General features: G+C 60.3%; 28 protein-coding genes and 2 pseudogenes. 17 read left to right on the forward strand and 13 right to left on the reverse strand.

Annotated features, from left to right (window positions below):
- Positions 1-75 precede the first annotated feature (75 nt).
- From pmbA to FEE99_RS08820, 6 genes and pseudogenes are all read left to right on the forward strand, one after another.
- On the forward strand, positions 76-1,422 hold the full coding sequence (pmbA, locus tag FEE99_RS08795; protein WP_024011613.1) for a metalloprotease PmbA: 1,347 nt from the start codon (positions 76-78) through the stop codon (positions 1,420-1,422).
- 253 nt (positions 1,423-1,675) lie between these two features.
- Positions 1,676-1,756: pseudogene (locus tag FEE99_RS08800) on the forward strand (FagA protein); the annotation flags it as partial.
- Positions 1,750-1,866 (forward strand): annotated as a pseudogene (locus tag FEE99_RS08805) (hypothetical protein); the annotation flags it as partial. The pseudogenes FEE99_RS08800 and FEE99_RS08805, both read left to right, overlap by 7 nt.
- A 27-nt stretch (positions 1,867-1,893) precedes the next feature.
- On the forward strand, positions 1,894-2,334 hold the full coding sequence (locus tag FEE99_RS08810; protein ID WP_041477974.1) for a hypothetical protein: 441 nt from the start codon (positions 1,894-1,896) through the stop codon (positions 2,332-2,334).
- 1 nt (position 2,335) lies between these two features.
- On the forward strand, positions 2,336-2,947 hold the full coding sequence (locus tag FEE99_RS08815; RefSeq protein ID WP_041477975.1) for a superoxide dismutase: 612 nt from the start codon (positions 2,336-2,338) through the stop codon (positions 2,945-2,947).
- Positions 2,948-2,976: 29 nt separating this feature from the next.
- Positions 2,977-3,870 carry a ZIP family metal transporter gene (locus tag FEE99_RS08820; protein WP_041477976.1) on the forward strand — a complete coding sequence of 298 codons (894 nt, stop codon included), beginning with the start codon at positions 2,977-2,979 and terminating at the stop codon, positions 3,868-3,870.
- A gap of 34 nt (positions 3,871-3,904) precedes the next feature.
- Here the strand turns inward: FEE99_RS08820 and FEE99_RS08825 are convergent, their stop codons facing one another.
- From FEE99_RS08825 to FEE99_RS08870, 10 genes are all read right to left on the reverse strand, one after another.
- Positions 3,905-4,180 (reverse strand): HPr family phosphocarrier protein, encoded by a 276-nt coding sequence (locus FEE99_RS08825; protein ID WP_016771685.1) that lies wholly within the window; start codon positions 4,178-4,180, stop codon positions 3,905-3,907.
- 15 nt (positions 4,181-4,195) lie between these two features.
- The gene (rapZ, locus tag FEE99_RS08830; protein ID WP_041477977.1) at positions 4,196-5,053 is read right to left on the reverse strand and encodes an RNase adapter RapZ; all 858 of its coding nucleotides are present in this window, start codon (positions 5,051-5,053) and stop codon (positions 4,196-4,198) included.
- A gap of 2 nt (positions 5,054-5,055) precedes the next feature.
- A complete protein-coding gene (ptsN, locus tag FEE99_RS08835; RefSeq protein ID WP_041477978.1) occupies positions 5,056-5,520 on the reverse strand; it encodes a PTS IIA-like nitrogen regulatory protein PtsN in 465 nt (154 codons plus the stop codon).
- 11 nt (positions 5,521-5,531) lie between these two features.
- Positions 5,532-5,840: a ribosome hibernation-promoting factor, HPF/YfiA family gene (gene hpf / locus FEE99_RS08840; RefSeq protein ID WP_007912419.1), complete on the reverse strand. Its 309-nt coding sequence runs from the start codon at positions 5,838-5,840 to the stop codon at positions 5,532-5,534.
- A 73-nt stretch (positions 5,841-5,913) separates the two neighbouring features.
- Complete coding sequence (locus tag FEE99_RS08845; RefSeq protein WP_041477979.1) at positions 5,914-7,404, reverse strand: RNA polymerase factor sigma-54; 1,491 nt, start codon at positions 7,402-7,404, stop codon at positions 5,914-5,916.
- A gap of 166 nt (positions 7,405-7,570) precedes the next feature.
- Positions 7,571-8,296 (reverse strand): LPS export ABC transporter ATP-binding protein, encoded by a 726-nt coding sequence (lptB, locus tag FEE99_RS08850; protein ID WP_024011621.1) that lies wholly within the window; start codon positions 8,294-8,296, stop codon positions 7,571-7,573.
- Positions 8,296-8,841 (reverse strand): lipopolysaccharide transport periplasmic protein LptA, encoded by a 546-nt coding sequence (lptA, locus tag FEE99_RS08855; RefSeq protein WP_016771679.1) that lies wholly within the window; start codon positions 8,839-8,841, stop codon positions 8,296-8,298. The genes lptB and lptA overlap by 1 nt, the downstream gene beginning before the upstream one ends.
- On the reverse strand, positions 8,828-9,400 hold the full coding sequence (gene lptC, locus FEE99_RS08860; RefSeq protein WP_041477980.1) for an LPS export ABC transporter periplasmic protein LptC: 573 nt from the start codon (positions 9,398-9,400) through the stop codon (positions 8,828-8,830). The genes lptA and lptC overlap by 14 nt, the downstream gene beginning before the upstream one ends.
- Positions 9,401-9,408: 8 nt before the next feature.
- Complete coding sequence (locus tag FEE99_RS08865; RefSeq protein WP_016771677.1) at positions 9,409-9,933, reverse strand: KdsC family phosphatase; 525 nt, start codon at positions 9,931-9,933, stop codon at positions 9,409-9,411.
- A complete protein-coding gene (locus FEE99_RS08870; protein ID WP_041477981.1) occupies positions 9,933-10,907 on the reverse strand; it encodes a KpsF/GutQ family sugar-phosphate isomerase in 975 nt (324 codons plus the stop codon). The genes FEE99_RS08865 and FEE99_RS08870 overlap by 1 nt, the downstream gene beginning before the upstream one ends.
- A 272-nt stretch (positions 10,908-11,179) precedes the next feature.
- Here FEE99_RS08870 and FEE99_RS08875 point away from each other — a divergent pair, with 272 nt between their 5' ends.
- The 10 genes from FEE99_RS08875 to hisC all read left to right on the forward strand — a co-directional run bounded on the left by FEE99_RS08875 (position 11,180) and on the right by hisC (position 19,147).
- Positions 11,180-11,989 carry an ATP-binding cassette domain-containing protein gene (locus FEE99_RS08875; protein ID WP_041477982.1) on the forward strand — a complete coding sequence of 270 codons (810 nt, stop codon included), beginning with the start codon at positions 11,180-11,182 and terminating at the stop codon, positions 11,987-11,989.
- Positions 11,989-12,786: a lipid asymmetry maintenance ABC transporter permease subunit MlaE gene (mlaE, locus tag FEE99_RS08880; protein ID WP_016771674.1), complete on the forward strand. Its 798-nt coding sequence runs from the start codon at positions 11,989-11,991 to the stop codon at positions 12,784-12,786. Before FEE99_RS08875 ends, mlaE begins: the two co-directional genes overlap by 1 nt.
- Positions 12,786-13,253 (forward strand): outer membrane lipid asymmetry maintenance protein MlaD, encoded by a 468-nt coding sequence (mlaD, locus tag FEE99_RS08885; protein WP_016771673.1) that lies wholly within the window; start codon positions 12,786-12,788, stop codon positions 13,251-13,253. The genes mlaE and mlaD overlap by 1 nt, the downstream gene beginning before the upstream one ends.
- 11 nt (positions 13,254-13,264) lie before the next feature.
- Positions 13,265-13,918 (forward strand): MlaC/ttg2D family ABC transporter substrate-binding protein, encoded by a 654-nt coding sequence (locus tag FEE99_RS08890; RefSeq protein WP_041477983.1) that lies wholly within the window; start codon positions 13,265-13,267, stop codon positions 13,916-13,918.
- Positions 13,915-14,220 carry an STAS domain-containing protein gene (locus tag FEE99_RS08895; RefSeq protein ID WP_041477984.1) on the forward strand — a complete coding sequence of 102 codons (306 nt, stop codon included), beginning with the start codon at positions 13,915-13,917 and terminating at the stop codon, positions 14,218-14,220. The genes FEE99_RS08890 and FEE99_RS08895 overlap by 4 nt, the downstream gene beginning before the upstream one ends.
- A gap of 115 nt (positions 14,221-14,335) precedes the next feature.
- Complete coding sequence (locus FEE99_RS08900) at positions 14,336-14,575, forward strand: BolA family protein (RefSeq protein WP_041477985.1); 240 nt, start codon at positions 14,336-14,338, stop codon at positions 14,573-14,575.
- 22 nt (positions 14,576-14,597) lie between these two features.
- On the forward strand, positions 14,598-15,863 hold the full coding sequence (gene murA, locus FEE99_RS08905; RefSeq protein ID WP_016771669.1) for a UDP-N-acetylglucosamine 1-carboxyvinyltransferase: 1,266 nt from the start codon (positions 14,598-14,600) through the stop codon (positions 15,861-15,863).
- A gap of 128 nt (positions 15,864-15,991) precedes the next feature.
- Entirely contained in the window at positions 15,992-16,627 is a 636-nt protein-coding gene (hisG, locus tag FEE99_RS08910; RefSeq protein ID WP_016771668.1) for an ATP phosphoribosyltransferase, read from the forward strand.
- A 126-nt stretch (positions 16,628-16,753) separates the two neighbouring features.
- Positions 16,754-18,091, forward strand: coding sequence for a histidinol dehydrogenase (gene hisD / locus FEE99_RS08915; protein ID WP_041477986.1), 1,338 nt, complete (start codon positions 16,754-16,756; stop codon positions 18,089-18,091).
- A 3-nt stretch (positions 18,092-18,094) separates the two neighbouring features.
- Positions 18,095-19,147 (forward strand): histidinol-phosphate transaminase, encoded by a 1,053-nt coding sequence (gene hisC, locus FEE99_RS08920; RefSeq protein WP_041477987.1) that lies wholly within the window; start codon positions 18,095-18,097, stop codon positions 19,145-19,147.
- Positions 19,148-19,262: 115 nt separating this feature from the next.
- Here the strand turns inward: hisC and FEE99_RS08925 are convergent, their stop codons facing one another.
- From FEE99_RS08925 to algW, 3 genes are all read right to left on the reverse strand, one after another.
- Positions 19,263-19,982 carry a DUF4198 domain-containing protein gene (locus FEE99_RS08925; protein WP_041477988.1) on the reverse strand — a complete coding sequence of 240 codons (720 nt, stop codon included), beginning with the start codon at positions 19,980-19,982 and terminating at the stop codon, positions 19,263-19,265.
- A 12-nt stretch (positions 19,983-19,994) separates the two neighbouring features.
- Entirely contained in the window at positions 19,995-22,100 is a 2,106-nt protein-coding gene (locus tag FEE99_RS08930) for a TonB-dependent siderophore receptor (protein WP_041477989.1), read from the reverse strand.
- Between the two features lie 88 nt (positions 22,101-22,188).
- A complete protein-coding gene (algW, locus tag FEE99_RS08935) occupies positions 22,189-23,346 on the reverse strand; it encodes a Do family serine endopeptidase AlgW (RefSeq protein ID WP_016770590.1) in 1,158 nt (385 codons plus the stop codon).
- A gap of 104 nt (positions 23,347-23,450) precedes the next feature.
- Between algW and FEE99_RS08940 the strand changes: the two genes are divergently transcribed.
- Entirely contained in the window at positions 23,451-24,209 is a 759-nt protein-coding gene (locus FEE99_RS08940; RefSeq protein WP_041477990.1) for a Nif3-like dinuclear metal center hexameric protein, read from the forward strand.
- Positions 24,210-24,347: the final 138 nt, after the last annotated feature.

A 24,347-nucleotide genomic window follows, 5' to 3' on the forward strand; every position in this document is an offset into this window, starting at 1 on the left:
ACCAGTCGGGGGCCGCTTGTCCGGCCCGGTCGCTCGATGACCCCAGCCGAAAGCAGAATTTGAGTGGAGATGAGCATGAGTGCAGTTCAAAGCGTCGGCCCGCAGGCATTGCCGGCACTGCAAGAACAGGTCGAGCAGATCATCGCCGAAGCCAAGCGCCAGGGCGCCAGCGCCTGTGAAGTTGCGGTGTCGCTGGAGCAGGGGCTGTCGACCTCGGTGCGTCAGCGCGAGGTCGAAACCGTTGAATTCAACCGTGATCAGGGTTTTGGCATCACCCTGTACGTCGGCCAGCGCAAAGGCTCGGCCAGCACCTCCGCCACCGGGCCGGAGGCGATTCGTGAAACCGTAGCGGCGGCACTGGCCATCGCCAAACACACGTCCGAGGACGAAGCCTCGGGTCTGGCCGACGCTGCACTGATGGCCAGGGATGTGCAGGATTTCGACCTGTTCCACGAATGGGACATCACCCCGGAGCAGGCCATCGAGAAGGCTTTGCTCTGTGAGGCCGCGGCGTTCGATGCCGATGCGCGAATCAAGAACGCCGACGGCACCACCCTCAGCACCCATCAGGGCTGCCGGGTTTATGGCAACAGCCACGGTTTCATCGGCGGTTATGCGTCGACCCGGCACAGCCTGAGTTGCGTGATGATCGCTGAAGCCGATGGCCAGATGCAGCGTGATTACTGGTATGACGTCAATCGCCAGGGCAGTCTGCTCGCCGATCCGGTGAGCATCGGCCAGCGTGCCGCGCAACGGGCGGCGAGCCGTCTGGGCGCGCGGCCGGTGCCGACATGCGAGGTGCCGGTACTGTTTTCCGCCGAACTGGCGGGCGGTCTGTTCGGCAGTTTCCTCTCGGCCGTGTCGGGCGGCAGCCTGTATCGCAAATCGTCGTTTCTCGAAGGCACACTCGGGCAAAAGCTGTTCCCGGAATGGCTGACCATTGATGAGCGTCCGCATCTGATGCGTGCCATGGGCAGTGCTTCCTACGACGGTGATGGCCTGGCGACTTACGCGAAACCGTTCGTCGAAAAGGGCGAGTTGGTCTCCTACATCCTCGGCACCTATTCCGGGCGCAAACTGGGCATGCCGAGCACCGCCAACGCGGGCGGGGTGCACAACCTGTTCGTCACCCACGGTGATGAGGATCAGGCAGCACTGCTCAAGCGCATGGGCCGAGGACTGCTGGTCACCGAGTTGATGGGCCACGGCCTGAACATGGTCACCGGCGACTATTCGCGCGGCGCGGCGGGCTTCTGGGTGGAAAACGGCGAAATACAGTTCGCCGTGCAGGAAGTGACCATCGCCGGCAATATGCGCGACATGTTCAAGCAGATTGTTGCGGTGGGTAATGATCTGGAACTGCGCAGCAACATCCGCACCGGGTCAGTATTGATCGAGCGGATGACTGTCGCCGGCAGCTAAGCCGCGAATCCGCCAAGCCAAAAAGGCGCGCCATCCGTTGTGGATGGCGCGCCTTTTTTATTCGCTTCGCTACAAATCCCTTGTGGGAGCGAGCCTGCTCGCGAAAGCGGTGGATCAGTTGCAAATGTGCTGGCTGACACGGCGCATTCGCGAGCAGGCTCGCTCCCACAAATGAACAGCGCAAACTCGAACACTTGTTTTGGTTCTCATTATCATCTAATAATAAATCTCATTTCCGAATGAGTCACGGATCATGAGTTCTGCCTTGCACGAGCAGCCCTACCTCGAAAGCTGGCGCTGGATGAGTCGCCAGATCCGTTGCGCGCTAAAGCCTGCAAGGAAGGCCGCGCGGTGATCGACGTCGCCCTCGAACACACTGACCTGTCGCGCAGCCAGCTGGAAGAGTTGCTCAACTCCGAGCAGCTCACCGCCGGTGGCGTGTAAACCCCGCAACCGCTTTGGAGGCTCATCATGGAGCACTGGAAACGCACGATCGAACGGGCCAATCGCTGCTTCATGCTGGGCGAACTGATCGACGCCCGCGAGGCTTACCTGCAAGCCCTGGCCCTGGCGCAAGTGTTGTTCGAACGCTGGGCGGATGCCGACGAAGCGGTGGCGGCCTGCGTCGTCTCACATCACAACCTGGCTGACCTGCATCTGCGCCTGAACCAACCGGAGGAGAGCGCCGAATATCTCTGTGCCATCCATCAACGTTTGTTGAAGACCATGCAGGACGAGCGCTTGCGTCCGGCCCTGCGTGAGGCGGCGCTGCGCCAGAGCAGCAAGACCTATGTCGAACTGTTGAACTTCATTAGCGAGCACGGCGAATACCCACGCAACCAGCGCCTGCTGCATCCGGACACCGGCAATGCCCGCCGCGCCTCAAATCCCCATCAGTATGGAGTCCATTGAAATGGCTTTTACCTTGCCTGCCTTGCCTTACGCCTACGATGCCCTCGAGCCGCACATCGATGCGCAGACCATGGAAATCCATTACACCAAGCATCACCAGACCTACATCAACAACCTCAACGCCGCCGTGGAAGGCACCGAGTTTGCCGAGTGGCCGGTGGAGAAACTCGTCGCCAGCGTGCAGCAACTGCCGGAAAAACTTCGCGCGGCGGTGATCAATCAGGGCGGCGGCCACGCCAACCATTCGCTGTTCTGGGAAGTGATGGTGCCCAACGGTGGCGGCAAGCCCAGCGGCGCGCTGGCCAAGGCCATCGACGAGCAACTGGGCGGACTCGACAGTTTCAAGGAAGCGTTCACCAAAGCCGCGCTGACCCGTTTTGGCAGCGGCTGGGCGTGGCTGAGCGTGACAGCGGAGAAAAAACTGGTCGTGGAAAGCAGCGGCAACCAGGACAGCCCGTTGATGAACGGCAACACCCCGATCCTTGGCCTCGATGTCTGGGAGCACGCTTACTACCTGCGTTACCAGAACCGTCGCCCGGAATACATCAACGCGTTCTACAACGTGATCAACTGGCCGGAAGTTGCTGCGCGCTATCAGGCCGCACTGGTTTAAGCCTTCAATAAAAACAATCAGGGCTGACTATGGGCACGGAAACACTGGCAATTGGCAGCGGGCGCATGTTTCGTTACGCGGTGGGTTCGCTGTTGCTGTTGGCGGGTATGACTTTACTGGTCGCCCACGCTTTGCAATGGCTGAATCTGGAACCGAGGCTGTTACGTGCCTTGCAGGGCGGTGCCATCTGCGCCTTGGGCACGGCGCTTGGCGCGGTGCCGGTGCTGGTGATCCGGCGCATGCCGCAGGCACTCAGCGACACCTTGCTGGGATTTGGTGCGGGGGTGATGCTGGCGGCGACGGCGTTTTCGTTGATCGTGCCGGGCATAGCTGCAGCTGAGAGCCTTGGCCTGACGCCGTGGGCCGCCAGTGGCCTGATCTGCTTTGGCATCCTGCTCGGTGCGTTCGGTCTGTATCTGGTGGATCGGCGCATTTGCGGTGCCTCGCCGGAGATGCTCGTCGGCACGCTGGAGCATCCGGTGATTCCACCGCGAATCTGGCTGTTCGTGTTCGCCATCATCGCGCACAACATTCCGGAAGGCATGGCGGTTGGCGTATCTGCCGGAGGCGGGATGGCGGACGCCGACAGTCTGGCGATGGGCATTGCGTTGCAGGATGTGCCGGAAGGACTGGTGATTGCTCTGGTGCTCGCCGGGGCGGGAATGTCGCGGGTCAGAGCGTTTCTGATCGGCGCGGCGTCGGGGCTGGTCGAACCGATATTTGCGCTGCTGTGTGCGTGGCTCGTGAGTCTGGCTCAGGTGCTGTTGCCGTTGGGGCTGGCACTGGCGGCGGGGGCGATGTTGCTGGTGGTGACCCACGAAGTAATCCCGGAATCGCGCCGTCATGGGCATGACAAGCTGGCGAGTCTGGGTCTGTTGATCGGGTTTTGTCTGATGATGGTGATGGATACGGCGTTGGGGTGAATGGAGGCGAGGAACAGTGTCCCCGCCTCAAGGATTATTCACCTTCGTCGAAATACCTTTCGATCAGATCGACCAATGCGTCCATGGCTTCCTGAGCCTGTTCGCCTTCGGTGCTCAAATGGATCTTGGTGCCTTTACCCGCCGCGAGCATCATCATAGCCATGATGCTCTTGCCGTCCACAGTCGTTTCAGGTGTGCGTCCCACTCGGATCGTGCAGTCTGGATACTGACCCGCCACGCCGACAAATTTGGCCGATGCCCGGGCATGCAGGCCCAGCTTATTGATGATTTCGATTTCACGAGCAGGCATCGCGGTGTAAATCCTTTAGGTGAGGTCGCGGTGGCGAACCTGGACGTTCTTCAGGGTTTTCTGCAGGGCCTGACCCAGTCGTTCGGTCAGGTAGACGGAGCGGTGATGCCCGCCGGTGCAGCCAATGGCAATGGTGACGTAGGCGCGGTTGCTGGCGGCGAAGCGTGGTAGCCACTTGTTCAGGTAGGCGTAGATGTCCTGATACATTTCTTCGACATCCGGCTGCTGCGCCAGGTACTCGGCCACAGGGGCATCGAGGCCGGATTGCGCGCGCAGCTCCGGTTTCCAGTACGGATTGGGCAGGCAGCGCACGTCGAACACCAGGTCGGCGTCGACCGGCATGCCGCGCTTGAAGCCGAACGACTCGACCAGAAACGCCGTACCGGGCTCCGGTTGATTCAACAGGCGCAACTTGATGGTGTCGCGCAGTTGATACAGATTCAGACTGGTGGTGTTGATCTTCAGGTCGGCCAGATCGGCGATCGGACCAAGCAGGGCGGTTTCGTCGTGAATCGCCTCGGCCAGTGAGCGATTGGCGTTGCTCAGCGGGTGACGACGACGGGTCTCGGAAAAACGCTTGAGCAGGGTTTCTTCATCGGCGTCCAGGTACAGCACATCGCACTTGATATGCTTGGCACGCACGTCTTCGAGCAACTCAGGGAAACGTGACAGATGGCTGGGCAGGTTGCGCGCGTCGATCGACACGGCGACCAGCGGCTGCGCCAGTTCTGTGTGAATCAGCGCTCGCTCGGCCAGTTCCGGCAGCAAACCGGCCGGCAGATTGTCGATGCAGTAGTAGCCGTTGTCCTCAAGGACATTCAGGGCGGTACTTTTACCCGAGCCCGAACGGCCACTGACAATGATCAAACGCATGATTAGTGCCCGTTCTGCTCGTCCAGTACAACCTGGTACAAGGCTTCATTGCTCGGAGCGCTGCGCAATTTGTCGCGCACTTCCTTGCGGTCGAGCATGCTGGCGATCTGGCGCAACAACTCCAGATGCGCGTCGGTTGCGGCTTCCGGGACCAGCAGCACGAACAACAGGTCCACCGGAGCGCCGTCGATGGCGTCGAAATCGATCGGGGCTTCGAGGTGCAGCAGGGCGCTCACTGGCCCCGCGCAGCCCTTGAGGCGGCAGTGGGGAATGGCGATGCCGTTGCCAAAACCGGTGGAGCCGAGTTTTTCACGGGCGATCAGCGCCTCGAAGACATCCTGCATCGCCAGATCCGGCACTTCGCGGTGGATCAGGTTGGCAATCTGTTCGAGGGCTTTTTTCTTGCTGCCGCCCGGCGCGTTCACTTGGGAACGGCCGGGGGTCAGGATGGTTTCAAGTCGGATCATGGATAGGGGTGTTAACGACCGGTCGCGCCCTGGAGGAGGCTCTGGGTCTTTTCCTTATGCTTTTTGAGTTGGCGATCCAGCTTGTCGGTAAGTGAGTCGATCGCAGCGTACATGTCGGTATCTTCTGCGTTTGCGACCACTTCACTGCCGGGGATATGCAAGGTGGCTTCGATCTTCTGTTTCAGCTTTTCGACGCACATCGTGACCTGCACGTTGGTGATCTTGTCGAAATGTCGCTCCAGTCGCTGGAGTTTTTCCTCGATGTAGGAACGCAGAGGTTGGGTCACTTCCAGTTGGTGTCCACTGATGTTGACTTGCATACAGCTTCTCCTTCGTTGCCAGTGCATAAAGCGGCAGGCCGAAAAGCCTGCCACTGGAACGCTGTAACGTGGCTTACATCAACCGCTTGCGTTCGCTCGAAGGCGCGATTCCGAGGGATTCGCGGTACTTGGCGACGGTGCGGCGAGCCACCTGAATGCCTTGTGCCTCCAGTAAACCAGCGATCTTGCTGTCACTCAACGGCTTTTTCTGATTTTCCGCAGCGACCAGTTTCTTGATGATCGCGCGGATCGCCGTGGACGAGCATTCGCCGCCTTCGGAGGTGCTGACGTGGCTGGAGAAAAAGTATTTCAGCTCATAAATACCGCGTGGGGTATGCATGAATTTTTGTGTGGTCACCCGGGAAATCGTCGATTCGTGCATGCCGACCGCTTCGGCGATGTCATGCAATACCAACGGCTTCATTGCTTCGTCGCCGTATTCGAGGAAGCCGCGCTGATGTTCGACGATCTGCGTGGCCACTTTCATCAGGGTTTCGTTGCGGCTCTGCAGGCTCTTGATGAACCAGCGGGCCTCCTGCAACTGGTTGCGCATGAAAGTGTTGTCGGCGCTGGTGTCGGCACGCTTCACGAAACCGGCGTACTGGGCGTTGACGCGCAGGCGAGGCACCGATTCCTGGTTCAGCTCGACCAGCCAGCGCTCGTTGTCCTTGCGCACGATCACGTCGGGAATGACGTATTCGGCTTCGGTCGACTCGATCTGTGAGCCGGGACGCGGATTGAGGCTCTGCACCAGTTCGATGACCTGGCGCAGCTCGTCTTCCTTGAGCTTCATGCGCCGCATCAACTGGCTGTAATCGCGGCTGCCGAGCAGGTCGATGTAATCGGCGACCAGACGCTTGGCCTCGGTCAGCCACGGCGTCTTCGCGGGCAGCTGGCGCAATTGCAGCAGCAGGCATTCGCTGAGGTTGCGTGCGCCGATACCGGCGGGCTCGAATTGCTGTATGCGATGCAGGACGGCTTCGATCTCATCGAGCTCGATGTCCAGTTCAGGGTCGAACGCTTCAAGAATTTCTTCGAGTGTTTCGTCCAGATAGCCCTGATTGTTGATGCAGTCGATCAGGGTCACGGCGATCAGGCGATCGGTGTCGGACATCGGTGCCAGGTTCAGTTGCCAGAGCAGATGGCTTTGCAGGCTCTCGCCGGCCGACGTGCGGGTGGTGAAATCCCACTCATCGTCATCGCTGCTGGGCAGGCTGCTGGCGCTGGTCTGGTAGACGTCTTCCCAGGCAGTATCCACCGGCAGTTCGTTGGGGATGCGCTCGTTCCAATCGCCATCCTCGAGGTTATCCACCGTCGGGGCGGTTTCCTGGTAGGAGGGTTCCTGGATTTCGGCGGGCTTCTGTTCGGCGTTGTCGGCCAGCGGATCGGCGTTGTCGAAGTCGTCGCCTTCTTCCTGGCGCTCGAGCATCGGATTGGATTCCAGAGCCTCCTGGATCTCCTGTTGCAGGTCCAGGGTCGACAATTGGAGCAGGCGGATGGCCTGTTGCAGCTGCGGTGTCATCGTCAGCTGCTGGCCCATTCTCAAGACTAGCGATGGTTTCATGGCAGGGGCTTAACACCTTATTCGCCGGCGCTTTGCGCCATCCACTACAGGGCGCCGAAGCGCCAAACTTAAGCAAATTATATGCCTGAAACTGAAGTGTTTGCCTAGAGCGCTGTAACAATTAAAGCGGATAAATGCGCCTTGAATCGATACAGCGCTGTCGCGCTTACAGGCGGAACTCGTGACCCAGATACACTTCCTTGACCAGATCGTTGGCCAGGATGGTCTCGGCATCGCCTTCAGCGATCAGTTGACCGTCGTTGACGATGTAAGCGGTTTCGCAGATATCCAGCGTCTCACGCACGTTGTGGTCGGTGATCAGCACACCGATGCCCTTGGCCTTGAGGTGATGGATGATCTGCTTGATGTCGCCGACCGAGATCGGGTCGACACCGGCGAACGGTTCGTCGAGCAGGATGAACTTGGGTGCAGTGGCCAGGGCGCGAGCGATTTCCACCCGGCGACGCTCACCGCCGGACAGGCTCATGCCGAGGTTGTCGCGGATGTGGCTGATGTGGAATTCCTGCAGCAGGCTTTCCAGCTCCTTGCGCCGACCGGCCTTGTCCAGCTCCGGGCGGGTCTCGAGGATCGCCATGATGTTGTCGGCGACCGACAGTTTGCGGAAGATCGACGCTTCTTGCGGCAGATAGCCGATACCGGCCTTGGCGCGGCCGTGCATCGGCTGGTGGCTGACGTCCAGATCGTCGATCAGTACGCGGCCCTGATCTGCCTGCACCAGGCCAACGATCATGTAGAAGCACGTAGTCTTGCCGGCGCCGTTCGGACCGAGCAAGCCGACGATCTGCCCGCTGTCGATCGACAGGCTGACGTCACGCACGACCTGGCGGCTTTTATAGGCCTTGGCCAGGTGCTGAGCTTTCAGAGTTGCCATTACTGGGATTTCTCTTCGGTTTTCTTCTTCGGCTGGATCACCATGTCGATGCGCGGACGCGATTCGGTGACCTTGCTGCCCGTGGCGCGACCGGCGCTGGCCAGCTTCTTCACGGTGTCGTAGACGATTTTTTCGCCCTGGGTGACGTTGTTATCCTTGTCGATAACCTTGGCCTTGTCGATCAGCACCACCCGGTTCTGCTGGGCGTGGTATTGAATCGTCACGCCGTAGCCCTTGACCGGGTTGGCGTCGCCCTGTGTCTGCAACTGCTCGAAGTAAGCCAGGTTGCCCACCGAGGTCACCACGTCGATGTCGCCATTGGGCGCGCGAGTCATGGTCACGGTGTTGCCTTTAACGATCATCGAGCCCTGGGTAATGATCACGTCACCTTTATAGGTGGCGATGCCATTCTTGTCGTCCAGTTGGGCGTCGTCGGCCTGAATGCGGATAGGCTGCTGCTGATCGTTCGGCAGGGACCAGGCGCTCGCGCTTCCCAGTGCTGCGCCCAGACTGAGCAAAATAGGGAGGGTTTTAACGAGCCTCATACTGTCCTCTTACGTTCGATTGCAGGTGTATCCTGCTGTCCTTCAGGTACGCTTTCATTCCGACGCCAGTCGATACGCCGCCAGCGCCCTCGATTCTAACGGGTTGCGCGGTCTGCGCATATTCTTGCTGCGGGAACACGGTCATGCGAGTGCTGGTGATCAGGGTGCCGCGCTGTTTCTCGTCGGTGCGCTGTACGCGGACCGAATCGATCAATTCCACTTCGGTGCCGCCCGAATTCACTTCGCCGCGCTCGCTGGTCACGTGCCACGGGAAGTCGGTGCCGCGGTACATGTTCAAATCAGGCTTGGTTACCAGCGTGATATCAGTGGCCTTGACGTGCTCGGCCTTGTCGGAGGTCATCTCATACTGCACCTTGCCGTCGGGCAGGTATTGAATGGTGTGCGTGTTGGTCGCGTACCAGTCGATCGGATTCTCGGCGGCCGAGACCGGCGGCTTGTCGAGGAAGCGCTCGGGGCTTATGTTCCAGTAGCCCACCGCAGCGAAAATCGCCGCGATGCAGCCGAACAGCAGGAAATTGCGAAACTTTTTGCTAAACATGGTCAGGCTCACAGGTACGCGGCGTTGGCCGCTTCGAGGCGGCCCTGGGCGCGCAGGATCAATTCGCAGAATTCGCGGGCGGCACCTTCGCCGCCACGGGCGCGGGTAACACCGTGGGCATGTTCGCGGACGAAATCGGCAGCGTTGGCCACCGCCATGCCCAGCCCTACACGGCGGATCACCGGCAAGTCTGGCAGATCGTCGCCCAGATAGGCGACTTCCTCATAGCTTAGGCCCAGTTGCGCGAGCAGGCCGTCGAGCACCACCAGTTTGTCCTCGCGTCCCTGAAACAGGTGCGGGATGCCGAGGTTCTTAGCGCGTCGCTCGACCACCGGGGTCTTGCGACCACTGATGATCGCGGTTTGTACGCCGGCATTCATCAACATCTTGATGCCCTGGCCGTCGAGCGTGTTGAAGGTCTTGAACTCGCTGCCGTCTTCGAGGAAGTACAGGCGCCCGTCGGTGAGCACCCCGTCGACGTCGAACACTGCCAGTTTGATCGCTTTGCCGCGTTGCAGCAGATCGTTGCTCATTACATGACTCCTGCGCGCAGCAGATCGGAGAGGTTGAATGCGCCGATCGGGCGATCCTCCTCGTCGACGACTACCAGGGCGTTGATTCGATGGTCTTCCATGATTTTCAGGGCTTCGGCGGCGAGCATGTCGGGCCGGGCGGTCTTGCCGTGTGCAGTCATCACCTGGTCGATGGTGGCGCTGCGGATGTCGATGGCGCGATCCAGCGTGCGGCGCAAATCACCGTCGGTGAAGATCCCGGCGAGCTTGCCATCGGCCTCAATAATAGCGGTCATGCCCAGACCCTTGCGGGTCATTTCCATCAGCGCGTCCTTGAGCAGGGTGCCGCGTTGTACCTGCGGCAGCTCCTGTCCGGCGTGCATGACGTTTTCGACTTTCAGCAGCAGGCGACGGCCAAGGGCACCGCCAGGATGCGAGAACGCGAAATCTTCAGCGGTGAAACCACGAGCTTCCAGCAGCGCCACGGCCAGGGCATCGCCCATGACCAGTGCGGCCGTGGTCGAAGAGGTCGGTGCCAGATTCAGCGGGCAGGCTTCGTGCTCTACATGCACATTGAGATTGACCTCGGCAGCCTTCGCCAATGGCGACTGTGGATTGCCGGTGACGCTGATCAGCTGGATACCCAGGCGTTTGATCAATGGCAGCAGCGTTACGATTTCGTTGGTCGAGCCGGAGTTCGACAGGGCCAGAATCACATCGTCGCGGGTGATCATGCCCATGTCGCCGTGGCTGGCTTCGGCCGGATGCACGAAAAACGCAGGAGTACCGGTGCTGGCCAGGGTGGCGGCGATCTTGTTGCCGACGTGCCCGGATTTGCCCATGCCGACTACGACCACGCGGCCCTTGCTGGCCAGAATCATCTCGCAAGCGCGTACGAAATCGGCGTCGATATGGGCCATCAAGCCTTGGACGGCTTCCACTTCGAGGCGGATGGTGCGTTGTGCCGATTGAATCAGGTCGCGGGTTTTGCTCATGTCAGAATCGTATGGGCCGATGAAAAGGCGGCGATTATAGCGGGTATGTGGCAAAGCCTCACGCAAGTTCGACGTGCTTTGTCATTACTGGTTACCAAAACCCTCTGAAACTCGCTCAGGCCCTCTTCAGTCGGCGATCTTGGCCGGGTTCTCGCTTGGGCGCTCAGCCTTTGCAGTGATATAGTTCGCCGCCAGTTCGGCCTGCCCGGGATGCAGGTGTTTCCGAGGAAAGTCTGGCATCCCAGTGAGAGGCTGCATCGCAAGGAGTTTAGATGAGTGCCGATAACGCCTACGCGGTCGAGCTGAAGGGAGTCTCCTTCAAGCGCGGTGCGCGGAGCATTTTCAATAACGTCGATATCCGCATCCCGCGCGGCAAGGTCACCGGCATCATGGGGCCTTCCGGCTGCGGCAAGACCACGCTGCTGCGCCTGATGGGCGCGCAGTTGCGGCCGTCCGGCGGCGAAGTCTGGGTCAACGGGCAGAACCTGCCGACGCTGTCGCGCAGTGATCTGTTCGATGCGCGCAAGCACATGGGCGTGCTGTTTCAGAGCGGTGCGCTGTTTACCGACCTCGATGTGTTCGAGAACGTGGCCTTTCCGCTGCGGGTGCACACGCAACTGCCGGAAGACATGATTCGCGACATCGTCCTGCTGAAATTGCAGGCCGTGGGGCTGCGTGGCGCCATCGACCTGATGCCGGACGAACTGTCCGGCGGCATGAAACGCCGCGTGGCGCTGGCCCGGGCGATTGCCCTCGATCCGCAGATTCTCATGTACGACGAGCCCTTCGTGGGCCAGGACCCGATCGCCATGGGCGTGCTGGTGCGCCTGATCCGCCTGCTCAACGATGCACTGGGAATCACCAGCATCGTGGTCTCGCACGACCTGGCGGAAACGGCGAGCATTGCCGACTACATCTATGTCGTGGGCGATGGTCAGGTGCTGGGGCAGGGCACGCCGGATGAGCTGATGAATTCGGATGAACCGCGTATCCGTCAGTTCATGACCGGTGATCCCGATGGCCCGGTGCCGTATCACTTTCCAGCGACGGATTACCGCGCAGATCTTCTGGGGAAGCGTTGATGCGCAGAATTTCATTGATGGAACGCGTGCGTCGGTTCGGCGAATCGGCGATCGACGCGGTCGCGGTGTTTGGTCGGGCGACCCTGTTCCTGTTTCACGCCCTGCTGGGCCGTGGCGGTATCAGCGGTGGTTTCGGCCTGTTGGTCAAGCAGCTGCATTCGGTCGGCGTCATGTCGCTGGTGATCATCGTGGTCTCCGGCATTTTCATCGGCATGGTCCTGGCGCTGCAGGGCTTCAGCATTCTTTCCAGCTATGGTTCAGAGCAGGCTGTAGGGCAGATGGTCGCCCTGACGCTGCTGCGTGAACTGGGGCCGGTGGTCACGGCGTTGCTGTTTGCCGGGCGGGCCGGTTCGGCGTTGACCGCCGAAATCGGCAACATGAAATCCACCGAGCAGTTGTCCAGCCTGGAAATGATCGGTGTCGATCCGCTCAAGTACATCATTGCCCCGCGCCTGTGGGCTGGCTTCATTTCCCTGCCGGTGCTGGCGATGATTTTCAGCGTCGTCGGCATCTGGGGCGGTTCGTGGGTGGCGGTCGACTGGCTGGGCGTCTACGAAGGCTCGTACTGGGCGAACATGCAGAACAGCGTGAACTTCACCAGTGATGTGCTAAATGGCGTGATCAAGAGTGTCGTTTTCGCCTTTGTCGTGACCTGGATCGCCGTATTCCAAGGCTATGACTGTGAACCCACTTCCGAGGGAATCAGTCGTGCCACCACCAAGACCGTGGTGTTTGCCTCGCTGGCAGTGCTCGGCCTGGACTTTATTCTGACCGCTTTGATGTTTGGAGATTTCTGATGCAAAACCGCACCCTGGAAATCGGTGTCGGCCTGTTCCTGCTGGCAGGGATCCTGGCTTTGCTGCTGCTCGCCTTGCGCGTCAGCGGCCTGTCTCCGACTTCGTCCACCGACACTTACAAGCTGTATGCGTATTTCGACAATATCGCCGGTCTGACGGTCAGAGCCAAAGTGACCATGGCCGGTGTGACCATCGGCAAGGTCACCGCTATCGATCTGGATCGCGACAGCTTCACCGGTCGGGTCACGCTGCAAGTGGATAAAAAGGTCGACAACCTGCCGGTCGATTCGACTGCATCTATCCTCACCGCAGGTCTGCTGGGCGAGAAATACATCGGTATCAGCGTCGGCGGTGAAGACACCCAGTTGAAAGACGGTGGAACCATCCACGACACGCAGTCGTCACTGGTACTGGAAGACCTGATCGGTAAATTCCTGCTCAATACCGTTAGCAAAGACGCCAAATGAGGAGCTTTTGAATGATCTCTATCTTGCGACGTGGCCTGTTGGTGTTGCTCGCGGCCCTGCCGTTGATGGCTAACGCTGCACCGGGGCAATCGGCTCATGACCTGATTCAGGACACCACGAACCGGATGCTTGCCGACTTGCAGGCAAACAAAGAGAAGTACAAGCAGGATCCGCAGGATTTCTATGCGGCGCTCAACAACATTGTGGGGCCGGTGGTGGATGCCGAGGGCATCTCCAAAAGCATCATGACCGTGAAGTATTCGCGCAAGGCCACGCCTGAGCAGATGCAGCGCTTTCAGGAAAACTTCAAGCGCGGTCTGTTCCAGTTCTATGGCAACGCTCTGCTGGAATACAACAACCAGGGCATCACGGTTGACCCGGCCAAAGACGAATCTGGCGACCGCACCAGCGTCAACATGACCGTCAAGGGCAGCAATGGCGCGATCTATCCGGTGCAGTACACGCTTGAGAAGATCAGCGGCGAGTGGAAACTGCGCAACGTGATCATCAACGGCATCAACATCGGCAAGCTGTTCCGTGACCAGTTCGCCGACGCCATGCAACGCAATGGCAACAATCTGGACAAGACCATCGATGGCTGGGCCGGTGAAGTGGCCAAGGCCAAGCAGGAAACCGACAAAGCCGCCGCGAAGCCAGCGCAATGAGTGAGGCGGCAGTTCGTATGAGTGATGTCGACGAGCTGGTGCTCAGCGGCGTGCTGGATTACCGCACCGGGCCTGAGCTGCGCAAGGAAGGGCAGGCGCTGATCAAGTCGAGCAAGGCGTCCGCGCTGGTCATCGATTGTTCGGCGGTGCAGAAGTCCAGCAGCGTCGGCCTGTCGTTGCTGCTGTGCTTCATGCGCGATGCGCAGGCGGCCGGCAAGGCCGTCAGCATCCGTGCGATGCCTGAAGACATGCGCCAAATCGCTCAGGTCAGTGAACTGACCGAGCTGTTGGCGCAACCCTGAACCATCATCTATAAAGAAGCCCCCCGTCAGAGTCCTGCGTTGCGGGGTTCGCAGGCGCGGGGCTTTTTTGTATGATGTCCGACCCGTGCGCACAGGGCGCCGATTGAGGTTGAGCATGCAGGCCGTAGAAGTGAAGAGCTTCCTTGAAGGAAAGCTGCCAGGAACGCTGGTAGAAGTTGAAGGCGAAGGCTGCAACTTCAAGCTGAACGTGATTAGCGAAGAACTGGCGGCGTTGAGCCCGGTGAAGCGTCAGCAGCAGGTCTATGCCCATTTGAGCCCATGGATCACCGATGGCAGCATCCATGCGGTCACTATGAAATTTTTCAGCCGCGCGGCCTGGGCCGAGCGCACCTGAGCCCTAGGGCGTCGAGATACTAATGGATAAATTGATTATTACCGGTGGCGCTCGTCTTGATGGCGAGATCCGCATTTCCGGCGCGAAGAACTCCGCCCTGCCGATTCTGGCCGCGACCTTGCTGTGCGATGGCCCGGTCACCGTTGGCAACCTGCCGCACCTGCACGACATCACCACCATGATCGAGCTGTTCGGGCGCATGGGCATTGAGCCGGTAATCGACGAGAAGCTCAGCGTCGAAATCGACCCGCGCACCATCAAGACCCTGATCGCGCCGTACGAACTGGTGAAAACCATGCGTGCGTCGATCCTTGTGCTCGGCCCGATGGTCGCGCGTTTCGGTGAAGCCGAAGTCGCACTGCCTGGCGGTTGCGCCATCGGTTCGCGTCCGGTCGATCTGCACATCCGCGGTCTGGAAGCCATGGGCGCGGTCATCGACGTCGAAGGCGGCTACATCAAGGCCAAGGCGCCTGAAGGCGGCCTGCGCGGCGCGCACTTCTTCTTCGACACCGTCAGCGTGACCGGTACCGAGAACATCATGATGGCCGCTGCTCTGGCCAAAGGCCGCAGCGTGTTGCAGAACGCCGCGCGCGAACCTGAAGTGGTCGACCTGGCGAACTTCCTCAATGCCATGGGCGCCAAGGTTTCCGGCGCTGGCACCGACACCATCACAATTGATGGCGTCGAGCGTCTGGGTTCGGCGTTCTACAAGGTCATGCCTGACCGTATCGAAACCGGCACCTATCTGGTCGCTGCTGCCGTGACCGGTGGCCGCGTCAAGGTCAAGGACACCGATCCGACCATTCTCGAAGCGGTACTGGAAAAGCTGCGTGAAGCCGGTGCGGAAATCACCTGCGGTGAAGACTGGATCGAGCTGAACATGCACGGCAAGCGCCCGAAGGCGGTCAACGTGCGCACCGCGCCGTACCCGGCGTTCCCGACCGACATGCAGGCCCAGTTCATCTCGCTCAACGCCATTGCCGAAGGTACTGGTGCGGTGATCGAGACAATCTTCGAAAACCGTTTCATGCACGTGTACGAGCTGCACCGCATGGGCGCGCATATCCAGGTTGAAGGCAACACTGCCATCGTCACCGGTATCGAGAAGCTCAAGGGCGCGCCAGTCATGGCCACCGACCTGCGCGCATCGGCCAGTCTGGTGATCTCGGCGCTGGTTGCCGAAGGCGACACGCTGATCGACCGCATCTACCACATAGACCGTGGTTACGAGTGCATCGAAGAAAAACTGCAAATGCTGGGTGCCAAGATCCGTCGCGTTCCGGGCTGATCGCTGCATCGGGACACAGGGACGTGTCCACTGAATTCGTTTCGAGTCGAGGGTGTACGCACCCTCGATGTGTGTCCGGCGCCGATTGCGACCGGGCATGAGTACCTTGATAAGGACTGACGTTTCCCATGTTGACCATCGCACTGTCCAAGGGCCGCATCCTTGACGACACTCTGCCGCTTCTCGCTGAAGCGGGCATCGTGCCGACCGAGAATCCGGACAAGAGCCGCAAGCTGATCATTCCCACGACCCAGGACGACGTGCGTCTGCTGATCGTGCGTGCCACCGACGTGCCGACCTATGTCGAGCATGGCGCGGCCGACCTCGGCGTCGCCGGTAAGGACGTGCTGATGGAATACAGCGGCCAGGGCCTGTACGAGCCGCTGGACCTGCAGATCGCCCAGTGCAAGCTGATGACCGCCGGCAAGATCGGCGCGGCCGAGCCCAAAGGCCGTTTGCGCGTGGCGACCAAGTTCGTCAACGTTGCCAAGCGTTATTACGCCGAGCAGGGCCGTCAGGTCGACATCATCAAGCTGTACGGCTCGATGGAACTGGCGCCGCTGATCGGGCTGGCCGACAAGATCATCGACGTGGTCGACACCGGCAACACCCTGCGCGCCAACGGCCTGGAGCCACAGGAACTGATCGCCACGATCAGCTCGCGTCTGGTGGTCAACAAGGCTTCAATGAAAATGCAGCACGCCCGAATCCAGGCGTTGATCGACACCCTGCGCAACGCAGTGGAATCGCGACACCGCGGCTGATCTACCAGCGCGGCCCGAGGCCGCGCCGTCTATCCGCCTCATAGCCAGAATTCTCAGGTGCCCAAGCGGATCGAATGCTAGTTTCGGGCGCCTGAGTTTTTTGCCAATTCCTATGAGGCTCTCGCTATGACCGCACCGACTGCAATTCGCCGACTCAACGCTGCTGACCCGGATTTCGCGCATCATCTGGATCATCTGCTGAGCTGGGAAAGTGTGTCTGACGACTCGGTCAATCAGCGCGTGCTGGACATCATCAAGGCTGTGCGCGAGCGCGGTGACGCGGCGCTGGTCGAGTTCACCCAGAAGTTCGACGGCCTCGAAGTCGCCTCGATGGCCGACCTGATCCTGCCGCGCGAGCGTCTCGAACTGGCCCTGACCCGCATCACCGTGCCGCAACGCGAGGCCTTGGAAAAAGCCGCCGCTCGCGTGCGCAGTTATCACGAAAAACAGAAGCAGGATTCCTGGAGCTACACCGAGGCTGACGGCACGGTGCTCGGCCAGAAAGTCACGCCACTGGATCGCGCAGGCCTTTACGTGCCGGGCGGCAAGGCCTCGTATCCGTCGTCGGTATTGATGAACGCGATTCCGGCCAAGGTCGCCGGCGTGACCGAAGTGGTCATGGTCGTGCCGACCCCGCGCGGTGAAATCAACGAGCTGGTGCTGGCCGCTGCCTGCATCGCCGGTGTCGACCGCGTGTTCACCATCGGCGGCGCGCAAGCGGTTGCCGCACTGGCTTATGGCACCGAAAGCGTGCCGCGTGTCGACAAGGTTGTCGGCCCGGGCAATATCTATGTGGCCACGGCCAAGCGCCATGTGTTCGGCCAGGTGGGCATCGACATGATCGCCGGCCCTTCGGAAATCCTCGTGGTCTGCGATGGCCAGACCGATCCGGACTGGATCGCCATGGACCTGTTCTCCCAGGCCGAGCACGACGAAGACGCGCAAGCGATTCTGGTCAGCCCGGACGCCGAGTTCCTCGACAAGGTAGCCGCAAGCATCGACAAACTGCTGCCGACCATGGACCGCGCGACCATCATCGAAACTTCGATCAATGGCCGTGGTGCGCTGATCCAGGTCACTGACATGGCCCAGGCCATCGAAGTCGCCAATCGTATCGCCCCGGAACACCTGGAGTTGTCGGTCGCCGATCCACAAGCCTGGTTGCCGCAGATTCGTCACGCCGGTGCGATCTTCATGGGCCGCCACACTTCCGAAGCGTTGGGCGATTACTGCGCCGGTCCGAACCACGTGTTGCCGACTTCCGGCACCGCGCGGTTCTCCTCGCCGCTGGGCGTCTACGACTTCCAGAAGCGCTCGTCGATCATCTTCTGCTCCGAGGCCGGCGCTTCCGAGCTGGGCAAAACAGCATCGGTACTGGCCCGTGGTGAATCGCTGAGCGCCCACGCACGCAGCGCCGAATACCGCATCAAAGACCAAGACTTTCTGAAAGGGCAGGGGAACTGAGCGATGAGTAAATTCTGGAGCCCGTTCGTCAAGGATCTGGTGCCCTACGTGCCGGGCGAACAGCCGAAGCTGACCAAACTGGTCAAGCTCAATACCAACGAAAATCCGTATGGCCCGTCGCCAAAGGCACTGGCGGCGATGCAAGCCGAGCTCAACGACAACCTGCGCCTGTACCCGGACCCGAACAGTGACCTGCTGAAAAACGCCGTGGCTGATTACTACGGCGTGCAAACCAGTCAGGTGTTCCTTGGCAACGGTTCGGACGAAGTGCTCGCGCACATCTTCCACGGTCTGCTGCAACACGATCAGCCGCTGCTGTTCCCGGACATCAGCTACAGCTTCTATCCGGTCTACTGCGGTCTGTACGGCATTGAATTCGATGCGGTGCCACTGGATGCGCAATTCCAGATCAACCCGGCCGACTACGCCAAACCGAATGGCGGGATCATTTTCCCCAACCCGAACGCCCCGACCGGATGCCTGCTGGCGCTGGACGCGGTGGAGCAAATCCTCAAGGCCAGTCCTGATTCGGTCGTAGTCGTCGACGAGGCGTACATTGACTTCGGTGGCGAGACGGCGATCAGTCTGGTGGACCGCTATCCGAACCTGCTGGTGACGCAGACGCTGTCCAAGTCACGCTCGCTGGCCGGCCTGCGTGTCGGTCTGGCGGTAGGGCATCCGGACCTGATCGAAGCGCTGGAGCGGATCAAGAACAGCTTCAACTCCTATCCACTGGATCGTCTGGCGATTGTCGGCGCGGCGGCGGCGTTTGCCGATCGCGAGTATTTCGACAAGACCTGTCGTCAGGTGATCGAGAGCCGCGAGTGGGTGGTGGCGCAGTTGCAGGCTAAAGGCTTTGAAGTGCTGCCGTCGGCGGCCAACTTCATCTTCGCTCGCCACCCGCAGCATGACGCGGCGGGCCTGGCGGCCAAGCTGCGCGAGCAGGGCGTGATCGTGCGGCACTTCAAGCAGGAACGGATTGCGCAGTTCTTGCGGATATCGGTGGGTACGCCGGAGCAGAATCAGGCGTTGATTGACGGCCTTGGCGACCTCTAAGCGACACTGAACTTGTGGGAGCGAGCCTGCTCGCGAAAGCGGTCTTTCATTCAATGCAGTGCTGAATGTTGTACCCATTCGCGAGCAGGCTCGCTCCCACATTTGCTCATTGTGTTTAGTCGTGATGTGGTTCCCCAAGGAATGTCAGCGACGTGAACAACCCACGACTGTCCACATCCGCGTTGTTCTTCACCGGCACTTCAACCTGCGCCGCAATCACATTCAACCCTTCATTACGCACCAGCACCTGCGCACGCCCATCCTTGTCGGTCTCGGTGCTCAGGGTGTTGGGCGCGCTGCGATAGTCGCCAATCAACTTCACCCCTGCCGCCGGTTTGCCATCGAGCAGCACCCGCACCGGTAACGATTTGCCCGGCCCGACCGTCAGCGGATCGACCTCCGGCAGGATCAGCAGTTTGATCTGGTCCAGTTTCGGCAACCTTGCCCCCGGCTGATAGATCGCCAGGCTGTACTTGAAGGTCTGCGTGGCCTCGGTGGCGCCGGGCACTTTGCTGCGTCCTTCGTTGATCCACTTCTTGTCCGCCGTCTGCGACCACATGCCATTATTCAGCGCCACGGCCATCACCGCCGGCGGCTTCAATGGTTTCAAACGGGCATGATCGGCCAGGCGCTCGACGCTGACCGGGATCATTTTGCCGCTTGCGTCATAAGCCCAGGCACCGCTGACTTTTTGTGCCTTGAAGGCGTTGTCTTCGGCGCCGTGGCCGTAGATCACTTCGATGTTGCCGCGTCGTTCCTCTGTCCACAGGCCGTGGGCCGACACTTCCCCGGTGAAGAGCGCAGCGATGAGCAGAAGGGATTTGCCGTATTGCATGGTGACGTCCTTTTACAGGTTGAGTGTCAGGCTGACGGTGAAATTGCGTGGCTCGCCGGGGTTGACCCAGTAGTTGCTGTAGGAGCGCTCGTAATATTTCTCGTCGAAGACGTTGTTCAGGTTCAGGCCGACCGTTACGTTGTCGCTGGCCTTGTAATGTGCGAGCAAATCCACGGTCTGGTAGGCCGGCAATTCGAAGTCGCTGCCGGATTCGCCCGAGCGATCGCCGACGTAAGTGAACGCTGCGCCGACGTCTGAACCGCGCAGACGGCCATCCTGAAATGCATACACACCCAGCAGACTGCCGCTGCGTTTGGCCACGCCGAGGATGCGGCTGCCGGTAGGAATGGTCGCGTCGCCCTTGGTCACCTCGGCGTCGATGTAGGCGAAGGCGCCGATGACCCGTATCGCGTCGGTCACCTGGCCGCTCACTTGCCAATCGAAACCCTGACTGCGCGCCTTGCCCATCGCGCGGCTGGTGTCAGTGCCCGGATCAAGGGCGAGGACGTTTTCCTTGTCGATGTGGAAGAAGGCGAGGGTGCTGCTCACCCGCTCATCGAACAGCTCGTTCTTGATCCCCACTTCGTAACCGACACCTTCTTCCGGATCGAAGGATTTGCCGGAAGCATCCAGGCCGTTGTTCGGTTTGAACGAGGTGGAGGCGTTGGCGAACAGGCCGGTGTTCGGCGTGAGCTGATAGAGCAGGCCGGCGCGTTGAGTCAGCGCGTCGTGGCGCTGCTGGCTTTTGGCGTTGCGGCTGTGATCGTCGATGCGCTGATCGAAGTGCTCGAAGCGCGCGCCGACCATGCCGCGCAGCTTGTCGGTGAAGATGATCTGGTCCTGCAGATTCAGCGCATGACTTTCAACGTGTTCGAAGAAGTCGGTGCCCGAGCGTGCGCCGTTGGGTTTCGGCTGGCCGTAAACCGGCTTATAGATGTCGATGGCGTAGGGGCCGCCGGCGACGGTGGTGACGCGTTCGTCCTTGCGGTAATTCTCGTACTCGGTGCCGATCAGCAATTCATGCTGCCACGGGCCGAGGTCGAAGAGACCGCGCAGTTCCAGTTGGGTGATGCTGTCGTGCCAATTCGTATCGCGTTCGCGCAAGCGGCGGTTGACCGTGTGGCCGTCGGCGTTCAGCGCGCGTTGTTCCGTGGCGTCGCCCCAGAGCTTGCCTTCCTTGTAGTGGCTGGCCAGACGCAGTTTCCAGCTGTCGTTCAGATGGTGTTCAAGAGTGGCCTGGAGCAGGTTGTTGTGATTGTCGATGTTGCCGTCGTTGGGCTCGCCCAAGAACGTCGAGCGCGATACGCCGCTCCATTTGTTGTTCGGCGCCACGACGCCACGATCGAACGTCGAGTTGTGACGGACGATTTCGCTCTCCACCAGCAGCGAGGTGTCCGGGTTCAACTGCCAACTGATCGAAGGCGCGACGAACACCCGCTGGCTGTCGACGTGGTCGCGAAAGCTTTTGTTGTCTTCTACGGCGAAGTTGATGCGCGAGAGCACATTGCCCTGATCATCGAGGGGCGTGTTGACGTCCAGCGCGGTGCGATAGCGGTCCCAACTGCCGGCGCTGGTCTGCAGAGTGGTGAACGCTTCTGGCTGCGGTTTCTTGGTGACGATGTTTACCGTGCCGCCAGGATCGCCCCGACCGTAAAGGCTGGCGGCCGGGCCTTTGAGCACTTCGATGCGCTCGATATTGGCCGCATCCGGCGTGCTCGGGTAACCGCGATTGGCGCTGAAACCGTCCTTGTAGAACTCGGACGTGGTGAAGCCGCGCACGCTGTATTCGTACAAGGTCAGGCCGCCGAAATTGTTCTGCTTCGACACGCCGCCGGCAAAATCCAGCGCACGTTCGACGCTGCTGCTGCCCAAATCCGAGAGCACACTGGCCGGGACCACGCTGATGGCTTGCGGGATATCGCGAATCGCCGTGTCGGTTTTGGTCGCACTGGCCGAGCGGGTCGCGCGATAACCGCTGACCGGGCCGGAGGGTGATTCGTAGTCGGAGGTAACGCTGATGGCTTCCAGCTCAACGGGCTGCGGCTCATCGGCGAAGGCGGGATCGCAGAGCAAACCCAGAGTCAGGCCCAACAGCGAGGCCTTTTTGCGAGACGACATGTTATGTTGTTCCAATTGTTAGAATTGAAACAATATAACATGCCTGTTGAGAATGTCTGTTATTCGCGCCGCTGGCGCGAAAACATTTTTATTCTTCTTTTTCTTTGACTGGCGCCGGCGGTGGGCGCAGGCCGATTTCAGCCGTCAGCTTCAGCTCCTTGCCGTTACGCATGACCTGAATCGTCACCTTGTCGGTCGGCTTGATCCGCGCCACCTGGTTCATCGAGCGGCGGCCATCGCCGGCCGGTTCGCCGTCGATACTCAGGATCACATCGCCCAGTTGCAGGCCGGCTTTCTGCGCCGGGCCGTCACGGAAGATCCCCGCGACGACAATCCCCGGACGCCCGGACAAGCCAAACGACTCCGCCAGTTCCTGAGTCAGCGGTTGTACTTCGATGCCCAGCCAGCCACGAATCACTTGGCCGTGCTCGATGATCGACTTCATCACTTCCATCGCCAGTTTCACCGGAATGGCAAATCCGATCCCTTGCGAGCCGCCGGACTTGGAAAAAATCGCCGTGTTGATTCCGGTGAGGTTGCCGTTGGCATCGACCAGCGCACCGCCGGAGTTGCCCGGGTTGATCGCCGCATCGGTCTGGATGAAGTCTTCGTAGTTGTTCAGGCCCAGCTGATTGCGGCCGGTGGCGCTGATGATGCCCATGGTCACGGTCTGACCGACGCCGAACGGGTTGCCGATGGCGAGCGCGACGTCACCGATGCGAATGCTGTCGGAGCGGCCGACGGTGATTGCCGGGAGGTTTTTCAGGTCGATTTTCAGGACAGCCAGGTCAGTCTCAGGATCGCTGCCAATCACCCGTGCGAGTGTTTCGCGACCGTCCTTCAATGCCACGACAATCTGGTCGGCGCCGCTGGTGACGTGGTTGTTGGTGAGGATGTAGCCTTCCGGGCTCATGATCACCCCGGAACCGAGGCTCGATTCCATGCGCTTCTGTTTCGGCGAGTTGTCACCGAAGAAACGGCGGAACTGCGGATCCTCGAACAAGGGATGCGCCGGTTTGTTGATGACCTTGGTGGTGTACAGGTTGACCACCGACGGCGCGGCGATGCCCACCGCATCCGCATAGGACACCGGCCCCTGTTGCACGATGGTGGTCTGTGGCGCCTGTTGCAGATTGACGTCGAGGCTCGGCAGCCCGACCCACTCGGGGTAACGCTGAATAATCAACAGAGCGATAAGCACACCGGCCAACAGCGGCCAGCCAAAAAAACGCAGCGCCTTGAGCATTAAGCACGTTCCTGGAAAGGTTGCAGGCGAGGTCAGACCGCCCATAATGTCGCGCATTATACGAGGCCGCGCGCGCCTCTGAACGGGATATTTAGGAGTCTTTCATGGCCGTTGCCCTCAGCACCCTCGTCGAAGAAGCCGACCGTTACCTGGGCAGTGCGAAAATTGCCGATTATTGCCCTAACGGATTACAGGTCGAAGGCCGCCCGCAGGTGATGCGCATCGTCAGTGGCGTCACCGCCAGCCAGGCGTTGCTCGATGCCGCCGTCGAGGCCGAGGCCGACCTGATCCTGGTCCACCACGGGTATTTCTGGAAAGGCGAAAACCCCTGCGTCACCGGCATGAAACAGCGCCGCTTGAAAACCTTGCTCAAGCACGACATCAGTCTGCTCGCTTATCACCTGCCGCTGGATCTGCACCCGGACGTTGGCAACAACGTGCAACTGGCGCGTCAGCTCGACATCACTGTTGAAGGGCCGTTGGACCCGAGCAACCCGAAAGTCGTCGGGCTGGTCGGTTCGCTGAATGAGCCCATGACCGCACGGGATTTCGCGCGCAAGGTTCAGGAAGGCATGGGCCGCGAGCCGCTGCTGATCGAAGGCAGCGGCATGATCCGCCGCGTCGGTTGGTGCACCGGCGGTGGCCAGGGTTATATCGATCAGGGCGTGGCGGCGGGGGTCGATCTGTTCATCAGTGGCGAGGCCTCCGAGCAGACTTTCCACAGCGCCAGGGAAAACGACATCAGCTTCATCGCCGCCGGCCATCACGCCACCGAACGCTATGGCGTGCAGGCGTTGGGCGAGTATCTGGCGAAGCGCTTTGCCCTTGAGCATATCTTCATCGATTGCCCAAACCCTATCTGACACATCGTTCGCTGTGTAGGAGCTGCCGAAGGCTGCGATCTTTTGATCTTGATCTTTAAAAACAAAATCAAAAGATCGCAGCCTTCGGCAGCTCCTACATGGGCCGGCGCGCCCAAACGAGTGGGCATATTCATATAC

This window comes from Pseudomonas sp. ef1, from assembly GCF_007293365.2.
Classification (GTDB): Bacteria; Pseudomonadota; Gammaproteobacteria; order Pseudomonadales; family Pseudomonadaceae; genus Aquipseudomonas; species Aquipseudomonas siliginis.